This window comes from Alistipes sp. An116 (assembly GCF_002161005.1).
GTDB lineage: Bacteria > Bacteroidota > Bacteroidia > Bacteroidales > Rikenellaceae > Alistipes > Alistipes megaguti.
This window is the reverse complement of record NZ_NFLR01000004.1, coordinates 19342-38681: the sequence shown is the minus strand read 5'-3', so window position 1 is coordinate 38681 and position 19340 is coordinate 19342. Positions and strand designations below refer to the sequence as shown.

The 19340-nt window shown below is 58.2% G+C and carries 12 protein-coding genes; 5 read left to right on the top strand and 7 right to left on the bottom strand.

Translation table 11 applies throughout. From position 1 onward, the window contains the following. Nucleotides 1–42 precede the first annotated feature (42 nt). The 4 genes from B5E60_RS03705 (at nt 43) to B5E60_RS03690 (ending at nt 5977) form a co-directional block, all read left to right on the top strand. Complete coding sequence (locus B5E60_RS03705; protein WP_087309549.1) at nt 43–315, top strand: hypothetical protein; 273 nt, start codon at nt 43–45, stop codon at nt 313–315. Nucleotides 316–340: 25 nt separating this feature from the next. Next, nucleotides 341–2476, top strand: a complete 2136-nt coding sequence (locus tag B5E60_RS03700; protein WP_087309548.1) for a S46 family peptidase — start codon at nt 341–343, stop codon at nt 2474–2476. A gap of 388 nt (nt 2477–2864) precedes the next feature. Next, nucleotides 2865–4907, top strand: a complete 2043-nt coding sequence (gene metG, locus B5E60_RS03695; RefSeq protein ID WP_087309547.1) for a methionine--tRNA ligase — start codon at nt 2865–2867, stop codon at nt 4905–4907. Nucleotides 4908–4942: 35 nt separating this feature from the next. Then, nucleotides 4943–5977, top strand: coding sequence for a branched-chain amino acid aminotransferase (locus tag B5E60_RS03690; protein ID WP_262481278.1), 1035 nt, complete (start codon nt 4943–4945; stop codon nt 5975–5977). Between the two features lie 470 nt (nt 5978–6447). On the opposite strand, the gene mnmG is transcribed toward B5E60_RS03690, so the two are convergent. The 5 genes from mnmG to pheS all read right to left on the bottom strand — a co-directional run bounded on the left by mnmG (nt 6448) and on the right by pheS (nt 13066). Further along, complete coding sequence (gene mnmG / locus B5E60_RS03685; protein WP_087309545.1) at nt 6448–8490, bottom strand: tRNA uridine-5-carboxymethylaminomethyl(34) synthesis enzyme MnmG; 2043 nt, start codon at nt 8488–8490, stop codon at nt 6448–6450. Beyond that, the gene (gene ybeY, locus B5E60_RS03680; protein ID WP_087309544.1) at nt 8487–8918 is read right to left on the bottom strand and encodes an rRNA maturation RNase YbeY; all 432 of its coding nucleotides are present in this window, start codon (nt 8916–8918) and stop codon (nt 8487–8489) included. The genes mnmG and ybeY overlap by 4 nt, the downstream gene beginning before the upstream one ends. Before the next feature lie 178 nt (nt 8919–9096). Further along, entirely contained in the window at nt 9097–10218 is a 1122-nt protein-coding gene (locus B5E60_RS03675) for a murein hydrolase activator EnvC family protein (RefSeq protein WP_087309543.1), read from the bottom strand. A 10-nt stretch (nt 10219–10228) separates the two neighbouring features. Next, complete coding sequence (locus tag B5E60_RS03670) at nt 10229–12028, bottom strand: tetratricopeptide repeat protein (RefSeq protein ID WP_087309542.1); 1800 nt, start codon at nt 12026–12028, stop codon at nt 10229–10231. A 12-nt stretch (nt 12029–12040) separates the two neighbouring features. Beyond that, nucleotides 12041–13066 carry a phenylalanine--tRNA ligase subunit alpha gene (pheS, locus tag B5E60_RS03665; protein WP_087309541.1) on the bottom strand — a complete coding sequence of 342 codons (1026 nt, stop codon included), beginning with the start codon at nt 13064–13066 and terminating at the stop codon, nt 12041–12043. Between the two features lie 76 nt (nt 13067–13142). On the opposite strand from pheS, the gene B5E60_RS03660 reads away from it, so the two are divergent. Next, entirely contained in the window at nt 13143–15446 is a 2304-nt protein-coding gene (locus tag B5E60_RS03660) for a patatin-like phospholipase family protein (protein WP_087309540.1), read from the top strand. 297 nt (nt 15447–15743) lie between these two features. Here B5E60_RS03660 and B5E60_RS03655 read toward each other — a convergent pair whose 3' ends face one another. After that, nucleotides 15744–17783: a M13 family metallopeptidase gene (locus B5E60_RS03655; RefSeq protein ID WP_204246439.1), complete on the bottom strand. Its 2040-nt coding sequence runs from the start codon at nt 17781–17783 to the stop codon at nt 15744–15746. A gap of 88 nt (nt 17784–17871) precedes the next feature. After that, a complete protein-coding gene (locus tag B5E60_RS03650) occupies nt 17872–19134 on the bottom strand; it encodes a phosphoglycerate kinase (protein ID WP_087309538.1) in 1263 nt (420 codons plus the stop codon). Nucleotides 19135–19340: the final 206 nt, after the last annotated feature.

The following is a 19340-nucleotide window of genomic DNA, read 5'->3' as shown; positions in this document are numbered from 1 at the left end:
CGACAAGAGGGGGGAGTTGGCGTGGAACACACCGGTAATGGGGTGAAGACGGAAGGGCTGAAGTTGGAAGGATTGGAGACCGAAGGGTTGAAGACGGATGCGGTGCCGCAGGGGAGGCCGACGGAGGAGTCGGAGACGGGACACTTCCGGTTCGACAATGCGGAGGTGCGCCGCCGCGACCGCCTGCTGCTCGAAAAGTATGCCTCCGGCGAGTGTGAAACGGGCCTGCACTATGCCGAACGCTCCTTTGCGCGGACCGAGATCCTGCGGCTCGAGATCCTTGCGGTGAGCGCCAAGGGCAAGCGTGTCAAATGATGAAAACAAACTTTATCCTTATTGTATGAAAAAATTCCTGTTACTCGCAGCGGCCGTGGGGATGACCCTCTCCGCCGCTGCCGATGAAGGCATGTGGCTGCTGCCCTACCTTCAGAAGATGAACATCAAGCAGATGAAGGAGCGCGGCTGCAAGCTCTCCGCCGAGGAGATCTACAGCATCGACCACTCCTCGCTGAAGGATGCCGTCGTGATCTTCGGCGGTGGCTGCACGGGCGAGATCGTCTCCCCCGAAGGCCTGCTCTTTACGAACCACCACTGCGGTTACAGCTCGATCCAGAGCCTCTCGTCGGTCGAACACGACTACCTGAAGTACGGCTTCTGGGCCATGTCCCGCCAGGAGGAGCTCCCGGCTCCCGGCCTTGAAGTGCGCTTCATCCGCAAGATTTCGGACGTGACGCCCGAGGTGATGGGCAACGTCCCCTCGATCGCTTCGCAGGAGGAGTACCAGCGGCTGACGCGAGAGAACATTCGGGCCGTCAAGGAGCGTCTGCGCAAGGAGAACCCCGGCATGGAGGTTGCCGTCGAGTCGTTCTTCGGCGGTAACCAGTTCTTCGCCTTCGTCATGGAGGTCTATACGGACGTGCGTCTGGTCGGTACGCCCCCTTCGTCGATCGGCAAGTTTGGCGGCGACACCGACAACTGGATGTGGCCGCGTCATACGGGCGATTTCTCGATCTTCCGCGTCTATGCCGGCAAGGACAACCGCCCGGCCGACTATTCGCCCGAAAATGTCCCCTACAAGGCCGAGAAGTTCCTCAAGGTATCGCTCGACGGTTACGACGAGGGCGACTTTGCCATGATCATGGGATTCCCCGGCTCGACGGAGCGTTACGCTACCTCGTACGAGATCGACAACCTGCTCAAGGTCGAGAATCCCCAGCGGATCTTCATCCGCGGCGAGCGGCAGGCCATCCTCTGGCAGGATATGCTCTCGAGCGATGCCATCCGCATCCAGTATGCCTCGAAATACGCCCGATCGTCGAACTACTGGAAGAATTCGATCGGTATGTCGCGCGGCATCGAGAAACTCGACGTAAAGGCCCGCAAGGAGGCGCAGGAGGCTTCGTTCCAGGCCTGGGCCGAGAAGAACACGCTGCCCGAGGAGGGATATACCGATGCGCTGTCGAAGATCCGGCTGGCCGTCGAGAAAATGTCGCCCATCGGAGCTGCGCGTCAGTATCTGTCGGAGGCTTTCCTGGCTTCGGTCGAGCTGCTCTCGCCGGCACGGCGCTTTATCGGCAGCATGCGTACGATGGAGGTCAAAAAAGAGTTGGGTAATACGGACGAGCTGAAGTCCGAACTGGCTGACTGGTACAAGGATTACAGCCCCTCGACCGATCGCAAGGTGGCCAAGCGCATGCTCCGCATCGCACGTGAGAACATGAAGGTGTTGCCGTCGTTCTACGCGGAGATTGTCGACAAAGAGTTCGGCGGTGACATCGACGCCTATGTCGACGACCTCTACGACCGTTCGGTCTTCGCATCGGAGGAGCGCTTGATGGACCTTATCGACCATTATGATCCCGAGAAGGTGGCCGCAGATCCGGCCGTGGCACTCTCCAAGTCGGTCATGGAGCTCTTTGCGAAGCTCTCGGACGAGCTGAAGGAGCCGCAGACGCTCTACAAGGAGGGTCATCGCAAGTACATTGCCGGTCTGATGCTGCAGAATCCCGGCAAGGCCTGGGCTTCGGATGCCAACTTCACGATCCGTCTGACCTATGGGCGTGTACTCCCCTATTCGCCGGCCGACGGTATCGAATATAACTACTACACGACGCTGAAGGGTGTCATGGAGAAGGAGGATCCGAAGAATCCGCAGGAGTTCTACGTGCCCGAAAAGCTCAAGGAGCTCTATGCCGCCAGGGATTTCGGACGCTACGCCAACCGCAAGGGCGAACTGCCGGTTGCCTTCCTGGCCGACTGCGACATCACGGGCGGAAACTCCGGCTCGCCGGTCCTGAATGACCGCGGCGCGCTGATCGGTCTGGCCTTCGACGGCAACTGGGAGGCCATGTCGGGTGATGTGGCCTTCGAGCCCGCACTGCAGCGCACGATTTCGGTCGATATCCGCTACGTGCTCTTCATCGTCGACAAGTTTGCCGGTGCCGGCTGGCTGCTCGACGAGTTGCAGTTTGAATAGTATTTGGGGCGATTTTACCTCGGGGGCTGTCTTTCAGACGGCCCTCTTTTTTTGTTGCCGTTTTCCTGCCGCAGGCTTATTTCCGGGCTCTCCGTGATGTCCTTCGCACCGCCTTCGGCAGTTGCTTCTCTCTCCGGTTTTTCACCTCTGTTGCGGTCGGCACCTGCGAGGGTTGCACCCTTTCCGGCTTCCGTTTCGCCGGAGATGATCGCGCTCTGTCTGCAGGCTTTCGACCGCCTTGTTCCACCGGTTGTTGCTTCCGTTTCAGGCACTTCTTTCCCGGCTTCGCGGCTTTTTCCCCGGAGGGATGACAAATTCTCCCCTTTTCGTTCCGGATTCCCTCAAAAATTCGTACTTTTGACGGAAATTAGCAATATTCTACCTGTTTATGGCCAAAGAGTTCAAACGTTATCTCGTTACATCGGCGCTCCCCTATGCCAACGGCCCTGTCCATATCGGTCACCTGGCGGGAGTTTACATACCTTCGGATATCTATACGCGCTACCTTCGTCTGAAGGGGTGCGACGTCATTTCGGTCTGCGGCTCCGATGAGCACGGTGTGCCCATCACCATCAAGGCCCGCAAGGAGGGCGTTTCACCCCAGCAGATCGTCGATCGTTACCACGAGCTGATCAAGCGTTCGTTCGAGCGTCTGGGCATGTCGTTCGACATCTATTCGCGCACCTCGTCGCCTGTCCATGCCAAGACGGCTTCGGACTTCTTCCGCAAACTCTACGACGACGGCAAGTTCATCGAGAAGACCTCGATGCAGTATTACGACGAGGAGGCCCGGACCTTCCTGGCCGACCGCTACATCGTCGGTACCTGCCCCAAGTGCGGCTACGACCGTGCCTATGGCGACCAGTGCGAGAAGTGCGGGTCGACGCTCTCGCCCGACGAACTGATCGAGCCTCACAGCGCCGTCTCGGGTTCGGTGCCCGTCAAGCGTGAAACCAGGCACTGGTATCTCCCGCTCAACGAGTATGAGGGATTCTTGCGTCAGTGGATCCTCGAGGGTCACAAGGAGTGGAAATCGAACGTCTACGGTCAGTGCAAGAGCTGGCTGGACGGCGGTCTGCAACCCCGTGCCGTGAGCCGCGACCTGGATTGGGGTATTCCCGTTCCGGTCGAGGGGGCAGAGGGAAAGGTGCTCTACGTGTGGTTCGATGCTCCGATCGGTTATATATCTGCTACCAAGGAACTTACGACCGATTGGGAGAAATATTGGAAGTCGGATGACACGAAGATGGTCCACTTTATCGGCAAGGACAACATCGTCTTCCACTGCATTGTCTTCCCGTCGATGCTGAAGGCCCATGGCGGCTATATCTTGCCCGAAAACGTGCCGGCCAACGAGTTCCTCAATCTCGAGGGCGACAAGATCTCCACGTCGCGCAACTGGGCCGTCTGGCTGCACGAGTATCTCGACGAATTCCCCGGCAAGGAGGATGTGCTGCGTTACGTGTTGTGTGCCAATGCCCCCGAGACTAAGGACAACGACTTTACGTGGAAGGACTTCCAGGCCCGCAACAACAACGAGTTGGTGGCCATCCTGGGCAACTTCGTCAACCGGGCGCTGGTGCTGACCAAGAAGTATTTCAACGGCCGTGTGCCTGCCTGTGGCGAGTTGAATGATTATGACCGTCAGACGATTGCCGATGTGGCTGCCGTCAAGGCGTCGCTTGAGTCCAATATCGAGAACTACCGCTTCCGCGAGGCGTTGAAGGATGCCATGAACGTGGCCCGCATCGGTAACAAGTATCTGGCCGATACGGAGCCCTGGAAGGTGATCAAGACCGATCCCGGGCGTGTGAAGACCATTCTTTACGTAGCCCTGCAGATCACCGCCAATACGGCCATTGCCATCGAACCCTTCATGCCCTTCTCGTCGGCGAAGATCCTCCGGATGCTGGCCGTTGACAAGTTCAGATGGGAACGTCTGGGCGCGGTCGATCTGATTCCTGCCGGCCACGAGATTGGTGAACCCGAGCTGCTCTTTGAGAAGATCGAGGATGACGTTATTCAGCGTCAGTTGGACAAACTGGCGGCCACGAAGGCTGCCAATATGGCTGCTGAAGCCGCTCAACACGTTGAACCACAGAAAGATACAATTCAGTTCGATAATTTCCAGAAGATGGATATCCGTGTTTCGACCATTTTGGCGGCCGAAAAGGTGGCAAAAACCAAGAAATTGTTGAAACTGACTGTTGATACGGGAATCGACAAGCGCGAAATCGTCTCGGGTATTGCCGAGCACTTCTCGCCCGAAGAGCTCGTCGGCAAACAGGTGTTGGTGCTGGTCAACCTGGCTCCGCGCGAATTGAAGGGAATTCTTTCCAAAGGAATGATTCTGATGGCTGAGGATGCCTCCGGAAAATTACGTTTGCTGCAGCCCGGCGATGTGACCAACAATGGAGCCATTGTCGGATAAGCCCGAGATTTTTTGATTTATTTTCAGTAGTGAAAATCGTTAAAAACAGCAAAAATATGGAAAATACGGATTGGAGTGCACTCGGTTTCGACTATCTCAAGACGGATTACAACGTCCGCTATGTCTACAACGATGGGAAGTGGAGCGATATGATCGTTACACAGGATGAGTACATCCAGATGCACATGTCGGCTTCGTGTCTGCATTATGGCGTCGAGCTCTTCGAAGGTCTGAAGGCTTTCCGGGGTGTCGACGGCAAGGTACGGCTTTTCCGTGTCGAGGAGAATGCCCGTCGCATGCAGTCGTCAGCCAAGCGACTCTGCCTACCGGTTCCTTCGGAGGAGATGATCGTCAAGGCCTGCATCGAGGTGGTCAAGCTCAACGAGCGTTTCATTCCGCCCTACGGGACAGGGGCTTCGCTGTATCTGCGTCCTGTGATGTTCGGAACGACGGCAGGTCTGGGTGTGAAACCCGCCAAGGATGCCCTGCTGATTGTCTACTGCTCGCCCGTGGGCGCCTATTTCAAATCGGGCATCAAACCGATCCGTGTTGCCATTGACCGTGAACAGGACCGTGCTGCTCCACGTGGAACAGGCGACGTGAAGGTCGGCGGCAACTATGCTGCCAGTCTGATGTCGGGCGAAAAGGGTCACGAACTCGGCTACTCGAATATCATGTATCTGGATGCGGCCGAGCATAAGTACATCGAGGAGTGTGGTGCCGCCAACTTCTTCGGTATTAAGGATGGCAAGTATATTACGCCGAAATCGCAGTCGGTTCTTCCCTCGATTACGAACAAGAGCCTTCGCCAGCTGGCCAAGGATATGGGTCTCAAGGTTGAGGAGCGTCCTGTTCCGGTTGATGAACTGCCTACTTTCGAAGAGTGCGGTGCCTGTGGTACGGCTGCCGTGATCTCCCCTATCGGTTATATCTACGACATGCAGACCGGTGCTTCGTACAGTTATGGAGATGAAGTCGGCAAGACCTGTATGAAACTCTACAACGCTTTGCAGGACATTCAGTATGGTCGTGCCGAGGATAAATACGGCTGGTGCACGATTATTCTCTAAACAGCATTTTCTTGTTTTGATTTTTTGTTGAATTTTTTAGTACTAAGTTCCGCTCTTTGGTGCGGAACTTTTTTATTATACTTCTCTTTCTTGTAGTCTTTTTTACCTTCTTTTCTACTTCTCGTTTTGTTCCACGTGGAACACTTTTTAGTTATCTGATTTATAAACTGCTTTTTGATTTTTTTATGCTGAATACTTTATCTTCTCTTTTGTGTGTTTGCTTTATCTTGTATGCATATATTTTGCTCTATGGAGTGTTTATTTATTCATATTTGAAATCGTTTTTTAAGTTTGTATGAATAAGATATGAAAATGTTCCACGTGGAACATTTTTATATGTGTGTGTTTATACCGAGGTGGTTTTTAACGGGTGTTTTTATGTTTCAGTTAAGATTATTGTTTCTTTGTTTTGTTGTAAAATAAAAGGAGTGTTCCACGTGGAACACTCCTTTGGATTTGCGGCGTGTGTTTTATCTGCCGAATTTGATCAGTAATACATTTACATCGGCGGGTGATACGCCCGGGATGCGTGAGGCCTGTCCAATCGTCTTCGGACGGATTCGACTCAACTTTTGGCGGGCTTCGATAGTCAGTGAATTCATTGAGAAGAAGTCGAAATCACCCGGGATGCGGATGTTTTCGAGTCGGCGTAGCTTCTCGGCTATGAATTTTTCACGTTCGATATACCCTTTGTACTTGATCTGAATCTCGGCCTCCTCGATTGCTTCGGCATCGATTCGGCGCGATTCGATAAAACGATGCAGCTTCGGAAGTACCTTTTCCAGCGATTCGAAGGTCACGTTGTTGCGCATCAGAATGTCGTGCAGCTTCCGACCTTGGGTCAGAGGCTCCGATCCGACCGATTTCAGGTAGTATGAAATTTCGGCTGCCTTGACACTTGTCTCACGCGCAAAGGCTACAAGCGATTCTACATTCGATTTTTTTTGTTCGAAATGCGCGTATCTTTTCTCGGAAATCAACCCGATTTTATACCCCAGTGGAGTGAGCCGCATGTCGGCATTGTCCTGTCGGAGCAGAATCCGATACTCGGCCCGCGAGGTGAACATCCGATAAGGTTCGTCCACGCCTTTCGTCACCAGGTCGTCGATCAGCACTCCGATATAGGCTTCGTCGCGCTTCAGTACGATAGGCTCCTCCCCTTTCAGCTTCCGATGGGCATTGATGCCGGCCATCAGACCCTGGGCTGCGGCCTCTTCGTAACCGGTCGTTCCGTTGACCTGTCCGGCAAAAAAGAGCCCTGAAACGAGCTTCGTTTCGAGCGAATGTTCAAGCTGTATGGGCGGAAAATAGTCGTATTCGATGGCATATCCCGGTCGGTAGATGTGCAGATCTTCGAACCCACGGATCTTGTGCAGCGCCTCCCATTGCACTTCCCACGGAAGCGACGACGAGAAGCCGTTCAGGTAGTATTCGTTGGTCGACCGCCCTTCGGGTTCGAGGAAGAGCTGGTGCTGATCCTTGTCGGCAAAGGTGCGCAGTTTATCCTCGATCGAGGGACAATAGCGCGGCCCGATGCCGTGGATCGTGCCGTTGAAAAGCGGCGAACGGTCGAATCCCGAGCGCAGAATGGCGTGCACTTCCGGTGTCGTGTAGACCAGATAGCACGGCATTTGATCCTTGACCGGTTCGGTTTCGGGCGAAAAGGAGAATTTCGAAGGTTTTTTGTCGCCGTATTGCGGCTCGAACTCTTCGAAATGGATCGTTCGGGCATCGAGCCGGGCCGGGGTTCCGGTCTTCATGCGGCCGGTTTCGAAGCCGATCCGTACGAGACATCCGGTGATTCCGTGCGAGGCGGCATCTCCGGCCCGTCCCCCCTCGGCATGCGCCGCACCGCAGTGCATCATGCCGTCGAGAAACGTTCCGGCCGTCAGCACTACGGCCCGGCAGCTGAACTCTACCCCCATACGGGTTCGGACTCCACGGATCCGGAGTCGGCTGGTTTCGGAGAGTCTTTCGGCGGCTGGATCGGATTTCAAGGTGTTCTCTTCCGGATGACCGGTGGTCGGACGAACTGTTTTTTGACTCTCTGCAGCATGCGGTTCGGAGGCCTCCGATGTGTTGTGTCTTTTCTCTTCAAGGTCTGCTGACGAAGCCTCATCGGCTTTTGCGAAGAGAAGTTCCGTAGCGGCATCCTGCCAGATATAGAGGTTCGGCGTATTCTCCAGCGTATGGCGCCACTCCTCCGAGAAGCGGGTCTTGTCGCATTGGGCGCGCGGACTCCACATGGCCGCCCCCTTCGACATGTTCAGCATCCGGAACTGGACGGCCGTACGGTCGGTAATGCGCCCCATTTCTCCGCCTAATGCATCTATCTCTCTGACTATCTGTCCTTTAGCTACTCCGCCTACGGCTGGATTGCACGACATGGCGGCCATTTTCGTCATGTCCATCGTCAGCAGCAGCGTCCGCGAACCGAGACGGGCGGCTGCTGAGGCCGCCTCACATCCGGCATGTCCGCCTCCGATGACGATGATATCATAATCAAGAGTCATTGTTTCTCCCAGAATTTCAGATATTTATCCTCCTTGCGATGCATTTGTGCATTGGTTCGCGGCGTCTTGTCGTTCTGGCCGCACAGGTGCAGCACGCCATGGACCACCACGCGGCGCATCTCCTGCAGTGTCGTGGCGCCGTATTGACGGGCGTTGTCCGCCACGGTCTCCACGTCGATGAAGATGTCGCCCGAGACCACGCGCAGCTTTTTGCGGTCGCTGTAGTCGAACGTGATGACGTCGGTAAAGTAGTCGTGACCGAGGTACTGGCGGTTCATCTCCAGCAGTCGCTGCGACGAGCAGAAGATGTAGCAGACGTCGCCCAGCGTATAGCCTTCGGCCCGGGCCACCTCGCGCAGCCACTCGGCCGTTAGCCGTTTTTGCGGGTAGCGGTAGCTGCAATCATCGGTATAGTATTTTACTGCCATTTTCGTTGAATCTTTATTGGAGAGGCTGGGGAACCCGTATTGCGGAAGAAACGGCAAAATCGAGCCCTTTCCGGCCTTTCTGAGACTTTTTTTGATCTTGTGCCTCCGTCCGATCAGTCGTTTGGCTTCTCACCCCCCCCGTTCGGGTGTTTCCCTTCGGACGGGTGCGGATGGGGCCTTATCGCTTGAAGCAGTTCTCGGCGCGCATCTTCTGGTTCGGATCGGGCGGGTAGATACCGAAGACGAGTTTGTACTCCGTCTCCATGGTCATCACGTCAACGGCCGAACCGATGGTTCCCAAAGCCTGGTTTCTGGCCACTTTCTGGCCCTTTTCGACGCTGATCGTCCCCAGGTTGGCATAGGAGGTCAGATACTCGCCGTGAGCCACGTAAACGTCGTATTTGTTCGTTATGCGGTTGCTCTTGATGTCGATCACCTTGCCCTCGTAGATCGAGATCACCTGCGCACCGCGCGGTCCCGTTACCTCGGCCATGTTTTCGCGGTAGCGTTTCACCCGTCCCCCGACCACCGGAAGCCGCAGTCCCGTGGTCTTCGACGAAAAGGAGGCTCCCTCCCTGTTGCCCTTCGTCAGCTTGCGCAGTTCGTTGATCGCCACGTCGAGCTTCTGCTCCTGGGCGATCTTGCGCTGCAGGGCCGACTTCTCCTGCCGTGTCATCGACTGGATCGAGGCCCGCGCATTGCGCGAATCCCGCTGGAGCTTCTCGCGCTGCGCCGAGAGCTTCTGCGTCACCGAATCGAGCGAACGGTGACGGCGGTCCAACTCCTCCTTTTCCGTGCGGACCTGTTCGGTCAGGGCCTCGATGTCACGCATCTTGCGTTCGCGCACCGAGGCTATCTCGCGCAGGGCGGTCAGTTTACGCGCCACGTCGGCGAAATCCCGCGACGAAAAGAGGTAGGTCAGGTAGTTGTTCTGACGGTAGTTGCGGTAGGCTTCGCGCACCATTTCGGCATACTGGGCGCGGTTGCGCTCGAGCATCGAGGCCAGATCCCCCGCCATACTGTCCCTGCGGGCGATCTCCTCACGCAGCAGCGAGGCCTCTTTTTCGGTCTCGTCGAGCAGCTGGCTCCGCGAGTCGATCTGCCGGGCCAGGCGCCGCACCCGCTCCTCGGTGGCCGCACGTCCCTTCTGGAGCTTCGAGATCTCCCGCTCCTCGTTGGCAATGCGCTTTTCGAGGTCGGCAATGACCCGTTTCTGCTTCTCGATGCGGCTGTCGGTCTGGGCCGAGGCGCCGAGCGTGAAAAGCAGCATACCAAGGGTCAACAGAAGTGCTGGTTTCATGGTACGGCGGTTATTCTGCGGATTTGGTTTGGGCGGGCTGCTTGAGCCGCTCGTCAATCAGTGCGGCGTTGTAGCCCTTCTCGCGGGCCATCTGCCAGTAGATCTCCGCCATGAACTGTTCGCCCAGTTGGTAGAGCACATCCCCGTAGTGGACCATCAGCTCGGGACTCTGCTGACCGTCCAAAGCCACGGCCCGTTTCAGGATCTGGCGGGCCTCCTCCATGCGCCCCATCTTGTAGAGCACCCAGGCCCGCGTATCGAGGTAGGTGGGGTTGTTGTCCGTGAGATCCGTCACGCGCGTTGCCATGGCAAGGGCCCGCTCCAGATCCCGCTCCTCCAGCGAGAGGAAGTAGGCGTAGTTGTTCATTACCAGCGTGTTGTCCGCCCAATAGCGAAGACTGCGGTCGTAGGCCTTGTAGCACTGTTTCATGTCGCGGCGGTTGATGCCTCCGCGGCCGGCCTTCGAGCGGGCGAAGAGCTCCTCTTCGGGGATCGAATCGTTGCCGACGGCCTTCAGATGCCACGTGTCGCCGACCATGCCCCAGATGACGCTGCGCAACGAGTCCGTGGCGGCGTAGCGCAGCGATTCGCGGTAGGCGCGGATCGCCTTGTCGTACTGTTTCGTCTGCACCATGGCGTGGCCCCGCGCCAGATGGAAGTCAATCTTCTCCGGAAAGATCGACAGCGCCTTTGTCACGTAGTGTTCCACGGAGTCCGGATGTTGGAGATAGCTCTCGATGTCGATCACCATGCGGTAGTACTGCTCGACGGGCGGCCGGTCGTTCAGATGGCGTTTGTAGAGCGCCAGCGCCTGCTCCAGTTCGCCCGAGGCGATCAGGTGTCCGGCGTAGAGCTCCACTACCCGCGGATCGTTCGGATAGCGGATCGCAAGTGTGGCGGCCAGATCGTTGAGCTGGAAGTAGTATTCGCGGTAGAACCGCGTGTCGGAAGTGAGGTTCTCGAAACGTTTGACCTTCAGTTCGAGGGGCATCTCCTCCGAGAGGAAGATCTTGCGCGTGACCGAAAGCAGCGACCGGTAGTCCTGACTGCGGGCGTAGTAATCGCTCAGCGCAGCCAGCGTCTGCACGTTCGTCGAGTCGATCCGCAGGGCCGCCCGGTATTCGACCATCGCCAGCGAATCCTGCTTGTCAGCCGCGTAGAGATTGGCCAGCACCACGTGGTTGTCGGCGTCGTAGGGGACTTCGTCGACCAGGGCCCGGGCTTCGTCAATGGCCTTGTCGATCTGGTTCGTGGCCACCAGCAGCTGGCGTTTCATGCTGCTCAGCAGCGGTATGCGCCCGAATCGGACCTCGGCCGAATCGAGCGTGATGAGCGCCGTGAAGGGTCGGTCGGCCTGCTCGTAGAGGGCGGCCACCAGACGGTAGTTGTCCGGATCCTTCGGGTCGGCGGCCAGCAGCTGCCGGTAGACATTCAACGCATCGTTGTAGTGTTCGGTCACGAGCAGCGTCTGGGCGTAGAGCCGATGGTACCAGAGGTTGGCCGTGTCGAGGCGCCAGGCGCGGCGTGCCGCATCGATGGCCCGGTCGGGCAAGGTGTGCAACAGCATTCCGGCCAGTTCGAACCAGGCCGGAGCGTAGGATGAATCGCGTCGGATCGCCTCCCCGAAGAGTTCCCGGGCCCGGGTCGTATCCCCGAAGATGGTGTTTTGCTTGATCCCCTCGGTGTAGAACCACACGCTCGGCAGCGTATCGGAATACCCCGGGGTCGTTGTCCGCAGACTCTTCCCCGAGACGAAGGCCGCCGAGAAGAATGCCACGCAGCAGATCGTGATCACCGGGAGTCGTTTCATGGGCAAGCGGGTTTAGAGCGCCTGGTCGAACTGGTGGAGGAAACGCACGTCGTTCTCGAAGTAGAGGCGCAGGTCCTTGACGCCGTATTTGAGCATGGCGATGCGCTCAACACCCATGCCGAAGGCGAATCCCGAATACTTCTCGGGATCGATATCGTTGGCTTTCAGAACGTTCGGGTCGACCATGCCGCACCCCATGATCTCGAGCCAGCCCGTCCCCTTGCAGACGGCGCAGCCCTTGCCTCCGCAGAGGTTGCACGAGACGTCGACCTCGGCCGAGGGCTCCGTGAAGGGGAAGTACGACGGACGCATGCGGATGGCCGCCTGCTCGCCGAAGATCTCCTTGGCAAAGTAGAGCAGCGACTGCTTCATGTCGGCAAACGAAACCCCCTCGTCGATGTAGAGACCCTCGATCTGGTGGAAGATGCAGTGGGCGCGGTAGGAGATGGCCTCGTTGCGGAAGACGCGGCCCGGGCAGATGACCCGGATCGGCGGCCGCTGGTGCTCCATCGTGCGCACCTGGATCGACGAGGTGTGCGTGCGCAGCAGAATGTCGGGATTCTTCTCGATGAAGAAGGTGTCCTGCATGTCGCGTGCCGGATGTTCGGGCGGGAAGTTCAGGGCCGAGAAGACGTGCCAGTCGTCCTCGATCTCGGGGCCGTCGGCCACGGTATAGCCCAGTCTCGAAAAGACCTCGACGATCTGGTTGCGCACGAGCGTGATCGGGTGGCGCGAGCCGAGGTGTTCGGCCGAGCCCGGGCGCGTCAGGTCACCCGACGAAGAGGTCTGCTCCTCGGCGGCATGCTGCAGCTCCGTGCGCAGCGAGGCGATGCGCTCCGTGGCGGCACTCTTCAGGCGGTTGAGCTGCTGGCCCAGTTCGCGCTTGAACTCCGGAGCCACCGTCTTGAACTCCTCCATCAGGGCGTTCAGTTCGCCCTTTTTGCCCAGAATCCGGATGCGGAACTCCTCGAGTTCCCCGGCTGCCTTGGGTTTGAACTCCTCGACTTGTCGCAGAAGTTCATTGATTTTCTCGATCATATTTTGCGGGTGTTTCTTTTTTGTCTACTTTTGAAGGACATCCTTGTAACGTGCAAAGTTATAAAAAAATTGAGATATGTTGCGTAAAATAGGCTCATTTGTGGCGTTGCTGCTGCTCCTGGGGCTTCGTGCCGAGGCCCGGGGCGGCGTCGGAGTGGTGATGAGCGGAGGCGGTGCCAAGGGCCTTTACCACATCGGCGTACTGGAGGCTCTCGAGCAGAACGGCATCCCGATCGACTACGTGGCCGGGACCTCCATGGGGTCGATCATCGCCGCCATGTACGCTGCCGGGTACGCCCCTGCCGAGATGAGGGCCATCGTCAGTTCGGGCGTGGTCAAGGAGTGGGTCTCGGGACGCATCGATCCCAACCGCTACATGAGTTACTACCGGCAGTTGGGCAGCAACCCTTCGTTTTTTCTGAACGTGCGCGTGAATCTCGGCAATCCGGCCGGCGAACGGCTCCAGTTCCCGACCAGTCTCATCTCCTCGACACAGATCGACCTGGCGCTGATCGATCTCTTTGCCCCGGCCACGGCCGCTTCGGGAGGCGATTTCGACCGCCTGATGGTGCCGTTCCGCTGCGTGGCCAGCGACATGAACCACCGCCGGCCGGTGGTCATGCGCAGCGGCGATCTGGGAGGGGCCGTCCGTTCGTCGATGTCCATTCCGCTGGTCTTCAAGCCCATGGAGATTGATTCGATGCTGCTCTACGACGGCGGTATCTACGACAACTTCCCCTGGCGGCCCCTCGACGAGGAGTTTCATCCCGATCTGATCATTGGGTCGATCTGCACCGGCGGAAATACCCCGCCCAGCGCGGAGAACAGCATCCTCGATCAGGCCTTCATGCTCGCCATGCAGGAGACCGACTATACGCTGCCCGAGGAGCGGAGCGTCACGATTCGGCGTGCCGTGGAGGTTTCGATGCTTGATTTTGACCAGGCCGAGATGATCATGGACCTCGGCTACCTGGATGCCATGGCCGCCATGCCGCAACTGCTCGAAAAGGTTGCCGAACGCCGCGATTCGAGCTGGTATGCCCAACGCCGCGAGGCCTTCCGCAAACGGTCGCCCGAACTGGTCTTCGACAACTACCGCATCGAAGGTTTGCAGCATGATCAGCGCGAATACATCCGTGATTTCCTCCACATGGACCGTCGTACGCCCGGCGTGCAGCGTCCCATGGGTTTCTCCGAGTTGCGCGACAACCTCTTCGAGATTCTGGCCGACGGAAACCTTACGATGGATTTCCCCACGGTCGCCTATGATTCGCTCTCGGGGCGCTACTCCTTTGCCACACGGCTCCACACACGACCCAGCTTCAAGATCACCATCGGCGGAAACGTCTCCTCGACGGCCTTCAACCAGGCCTACATCGGCATGAGTTACCGCTGGATCGGGCGCGTCTCGCAGCAGTTGGGGGCCGAACTCTACCTCGGACCCCTCTACACGTGGGGCTCGCTTGGCGGCCGGACCGATTTCTATGCCATCGAACCGCTCTTCATCGACTACGCCTACAATTTCTCGGTAAGCAACTTCCGCCATGGTTACTTCGGCAATATCTCGCGCATCAACAATGCCGAACAGGTCAAGAGCAGCGAGAGCTTCTTCTCCGTGGGGGTCGGAATGCCGCTCACCCACCGCAGCGTCTTTACCCTGCGCTTCAACGGCGGACACGTCAACTACCGCTACGATGCGGAGGATCTCTTTGCCGACGACACCGATCTGTCGCGTTTCGTCTTCTACGGTCTGCGCGCCGGGCTGGCCCGCAATACGCTCGACAAGTTCCTCTATCCGCGCCGCGGGTCGGAGCTCTACCTCTCGGCCATCTACGTCAACGGTCGCGACAAGTTCAAACCCTGGGATGCCGAGGTCTTCATGTCGCGTGAGCGGAGGCAGTGGTTCGGCGGGCGTTTCACCTGGAACAAGTTCTTCGACATGCCCCAGAGCGGCTGGTTCTCCTTCGGGGTCAACGTCGATGCCGTCTACACCAACCAGCCCGCCTTCTCGACCCAGAGCGCCACGCTGATGGCCATGCCCGAGTATGCACCGATCTCCCATGCGCGGATGATCTTCATGCCCGACTTCCGTTCGGACCGTTTCGTGGCCGGGGGCGTCATGCCCACCTTCGATCTGATGCCCGACTTCTTCTTCCGCACGGGTTTCTACACGATGTTCCGCCGCAAGCGCGACTTCAATCCGTTGGGCGTTCCCGACGAACGCTGGCACTACATTGCCGAGGCGTCGCTGGTCTACCATTCGCCGATCGGGCCCGTCAGTCTCTCGCTGACGAAATACGATCTGAAGAGCTGGAAGAACATGTATCTGACCTTCAACTTCGGATACGCCATTTTCGCTCCCAAAGGCACCTTTTATTGAACCGCGGACTTTTTACGCTTTGTCTCTACAGTGCGGTATTTCAAGGCTCAAAAGGCTTTGTGGTGCCGTGTTTTCTTGAACCGGACCCTCATTCCGCACTCCACCTTCCGGCGCGGTAGTCCGGCGCGTGAAATGGCTCGGAAACGGCGTGTTTTCTTGAACCGGACCCTCATTCCGCACTCCACCCTCCGGCGCGGTAGTTCAACGGTCCGAAAACCCACAAAAAAACCGTCCGATGAAAGTCGGACGGTTTTTTCATTCGGGTTGGTTTGGGGAGCCCCCACACCGCCTCCGGAGTTACCAGATGATCACGCGCTCCTCCTCGGGCAGGAACATCGCCCCGTCGGTGATGTTGAAGGCGTCGTAGAAGTCCTGGATATTGCGCAGCGTGGCATCGACACGCCACTTGCCCAGCGAGTGTACGTCGAGTTTGGTCAGACGCGCGATCTCCTCATCGCGGATGTTCTGGGCCCAGAGCGTGGCGTAGGCCAGGTAGAAGCGCTGGGCATCGGTGAAGCCGTCGATCGGGGCCGGATGTCCCTTGCCCTCGAGCGAGTTCTGGTAGGCCGTCCAGGCCACGCGCAGACCCCCCTGATCGGCGATGTTCTCTCCCAGGCAGAGGGCTCCGTTGGCATGCAGCGCCGGCTGTCCGTCCTTGGCCGGAAGCACCTCGATGGCGTCGAACTGCTTGACCAGCACCTCCGTCTTGGCCTTGAAGGCTTCGGAATCCTCCTCGCTCCACCAGTTGTTCATGTTGCCGTCCTTGTCGAACTGACGGCCCTGATCGTCGAATCCGTGGGTCATCTCGTGGCCGATCACCACGCCGATGGCTCCGTAGTTGACGGCATCGTCGGCATCCGGGTTGTAGAACGGCGGCTGCAGAATGGCGGCCGGGAAGCAGATCTCGTTGGTCGTCGGGTTGTAGTAGGCGTTTACGGTCTGCGGCGTCATGCCCCACTCGGCGCGATCCACCGGCTTGCCGTATTTCGAGAGGTTGTCCTTCGTGGCCCAGATGCTGGCGTCACGCAGGTTCTCGTAGTAGCTCTTCGCGGGGTCGATCTCGAGCGTCGAGTAGTCCTTCCACTTGTCCGGGTAGCCGATCTTCACGGTGAAGGCGGCCAGTTTCTCCTGCGCCTTGGCCTTCGTGGCGTCCGACATCCAGTCCAGGGCGGCGATGTGCTGCGAGAGCGACGTCTGCAGGTTCTTCACCAGCTGCGTCATGCGCTGCTTGTCCTTCTCGGGGAAGTACTTGGCCACGTACATCTCGCCCACGGCCTCGCCCAGCAGTCCGTTGGGCACCGACATGGCGCGTTTCCAGCGGGGTTTCTGCTCCTGCTGGCCCGACATCGTGCGGCCGTAGAACTCGAACGAGGCGGTCTGGAAGTCGTCGCTCAGCGACGAGGCGCCGCCGTTGATGATCTGCGCGGCCAGGTAGTGGCGGATCTTTTCGAGCGGAAGCGTCTTGAGCATCTCGTTGACGCGCGCCATGACGCGCTTCTGCTCCACGATCAGCCGGTCGACCTGCTCCAGACCCATGCCCTTGAAGTAGACGTCCCAGTCCAGCGCGTCGTACGTCCGGGCGAACTCCTCGCGCGTCATCGGGTTGTACTGCGCCGGGATGTCGCGCTGTTCGACGTTCGAGAAGAAGACTTCGGCCAGCGAATCCTCGATCTCCAGCGCATCGGCTGCGGCCGTGGCGGCTGCCTCGGCCTCATAGCCGCACAGCGTGAAGAGTTTGACCAGATAGGCCTTGTAGGCCTCCTTGATTTTGGCGTTCTCCGGGGCCACGTAGTAGTCGCGGTCGCCCATCGAGATGCCCGACTGGCCGACGTAGAGCGTATTGACGTTGCTGTCCATCAGGTCGGCCATCACGCCGATGCCGAAGAAGGGATTGCCCAGTGCCATGTGGATCCGGGCCAGCAGGTCGGGAAGCTGGGCGCGGTCGGTCAGACCCTCGACCATCTGCAGGTCGGAGGCCAGCGGTGCGGCCCCTTCGGCGTTCAGACGCACGGAGTCGAGTCCCATCTTGTAGAGGTCCGAGATCTTCTGCTCGACGCTCCCCTTCACGGCCTCGGTTTTGGCCATGGCCTGGAAGAGTTCGTTGATGCGTTTTTCGTTGTTCTCGTGCAGGACGTCGAACGATCCGTAGCGCGAGAATTCGGGTTTGAGCGGGTTGTTCTTCTGCCAGCCGCCCGTGGCATACTGGTAGAAGTCGGCGTTCGGGGCTATCGACAGGTCGAAGTTGTTGAGGTCGATGGCCGGAACCTTGTTGCTGTTATTGTTTTGACAGGCTGCCATACAGGCGACGGTTGCTGCTAAAAGAATGATACGTTTCATATCGTTGTGTTCGGGTTTTCGATGAGAAACGGAGACTTCCGGAGTTCCGGAAATCTCCGCTTCAGGATTGCGTATTTGTCGCTCCGTTCTATTCGCGGATGGCCTCTACGCCGGGCAGCGTGCCGAACTCGATGTACTCGAGCAGGGCGCCGCCGCCGGTCGAGATGTAGGATACCTGGTCGGCCAGACCGAACTTGTTGATGCAGGCTACCGAGTCACCGCCGCCGATGAGCGAGTAGGCGCCCTTCTTCGTAGCCTCGGCGATGGCCAGAGCCACCTCCTTCGAACCCGTGGCGAACTTGTCGATCTCGAAGACGCCTACCGGGCCGTTCCACAGGATGGTCTTGCAGCCCAGGATGTGCTCGCGGAAGATCTTCTTGCCTTCGTCGGCAATGTCGACACCCTCCCAGCCGTCGGGGATGTTGTCGGCCGGAGCCGTCGAGGTGTTGGCGTCGGCCGAGAAGGCGTCGGCGATCAGCGCATCGGGCGACATGACGAGCTGTACGCCCTTCTTCTTGGCCAGTTCGAGGATCTCCAGCGCTACGGGGAACATGTCGGGCTCGCAGATCGAGTTGCCGACCTTGCCGCCCTGGGCTGCGGCGAACGTGTAGGTCATGCCGCCGCCGATGACGATCGAGTCAACCTTCTCGATCAGCGACTTGATGACGCCGATCTTGGTCGAAACCTTCGAACCGCCGATGATGGCGCAGAACGGGTGCTGCGGAGCCTCCATGAGCGACGAGATGGCCTTGACCTCCTTCTCCATCAGGTAGCCGAACATCTTGTCGTTGGGGAAGTACTTGGCGATCAGGTAGGTCGAAGCGTGCTTGCGGTGTGCCGTACCGAAGGCGTCGTTGATGTAGCAGTCGGCATACGAGGCCAGCTTCTTGACGAACTCCTTCTGCGGACCCTCCTTCAGGGCCTTCTTGGCGGCATCCTTTTCCTCCTTGGTGGTGTCCTCGGCCAGACCGCGGGGTTTGCCCTCCTCCTCGGCGTAGAAGCGCAGGTTTTCCAGCAGCATCACTTCGCCCGGCTTGAGGTTCTTGGCCATCTCGGCGGCCTTCTCACCCATGCAGTCGCCGGCGAACTGAACCTTTACGCCCAGGTTCTTCTCGATGGCGGGGATGATCTGCTCGAGCGAATATTTCGGATCGGGGTTCTTCTTCGGGCGACCCATGTGCGACATGAGGATCACCGAACCGCCTTCGGCCAGGACCTTCTTGATCGTCGGCATGGCGGCACGGATACGCGTGTCGTCGGTTACCTCGCCCTTCTCGTTGAGGGGCACATTGAAATCCACGCGGATGATCGCGCGTTTGCCTTTGAAATCGTAAGTGTCAATCGAGTTCATAGCTCCTTGATTTTAAGTATTTTGTAGAAATCTTACTCTTTTTCGTGATCCGGCCGGCGGCAACCGCCTTCCGAATCCGCGACAAAATTAGAAAAAATTTTCAGGAAAACTGTTATTCGGATAACAGAAAAAAGGGGTTTTCCTGAAGAAAGCCTTCGTTTTCGGGCGGCGCGGCGGGTTTTTCGTCGCCGGAGGGCCTTTTCCGG

What these genes read in the sequence shown, in the direction of transcription:
- B5E60_RS03670 (WP_087309542.1), bottom strand. Translation starts at nt 12,028, where the DNA reads ATGAAACGACTCCCGGTGATCACGATCTGCTGCGTGGCATTCTTCTCG.
- metG (WP_087309547.1), top strand. Translation starts at nt 2,865, where the DNA reads ATGGCCAAAGAGTTCAAACGTTATCTCGTTACATCGGCGCTCCCCTAT.
- ybeY (WP_087309544.1), bottom strand. Translation starts at nt 8,918, where the DNA reads ATGGCAGTAAAATACTATACCGATGATTGCAGCTACCGCTACCCGCAA.
- B5E60_RS03675 (WP_087309543.1), bottom strand. Translation starts at nt 10,218, where the DNA reads ATGAAACCAGCACTTCTGTTGACCCTTGGTATGCTGCTTTTCACGCTC.
- B5E60_RS03700 (WP_087309548.1), top strand. Translation starts at nt 341, where the DNA reads ATGAAAAAATTCCTGTTACTCGCAGCGGCCGTGGGGATGACCCTCTCC.
- B5E60_RS03660 (WP_087309540.1), top strand. Translation starts at nt 13,143, where the DNA reads ATGTTGCGTAAAATAGGCTCATTTGTGGCGTTGCTGCTGCTCCTGGGG.
- mnmG (WP_087309545.1), bottom strand. Translation starts at nt 8,490, where the DNA reads ATGACTCTTGATTATGATATCATCGTCATCGGAGGCGGACATGCCGGA.
- pheS (WP_087309541.1), bottom strand. Translation starts at nt 13,066, where the DNA reads ATGATCGAGAAAATCAATGAACTTCTGCGACAAGTCGAGGAGTTCAAA.
- B5E60_RS03650 (WP_087309538.1), bottom strand. Translation starts at nt 19,134, where the DNA reads ATGAACTCGATTGACACTTACGATTTCAAAGGCAAACGCGCGATCATC.
- B5E60_RS03655 (WP_204246439.1), bottom strand. Translation starts at nt 17,783, where the DNA reads ATGAAACGTATCATTCTTTTAGCAGCAACCGTCGCCTGTATGGCAGCC.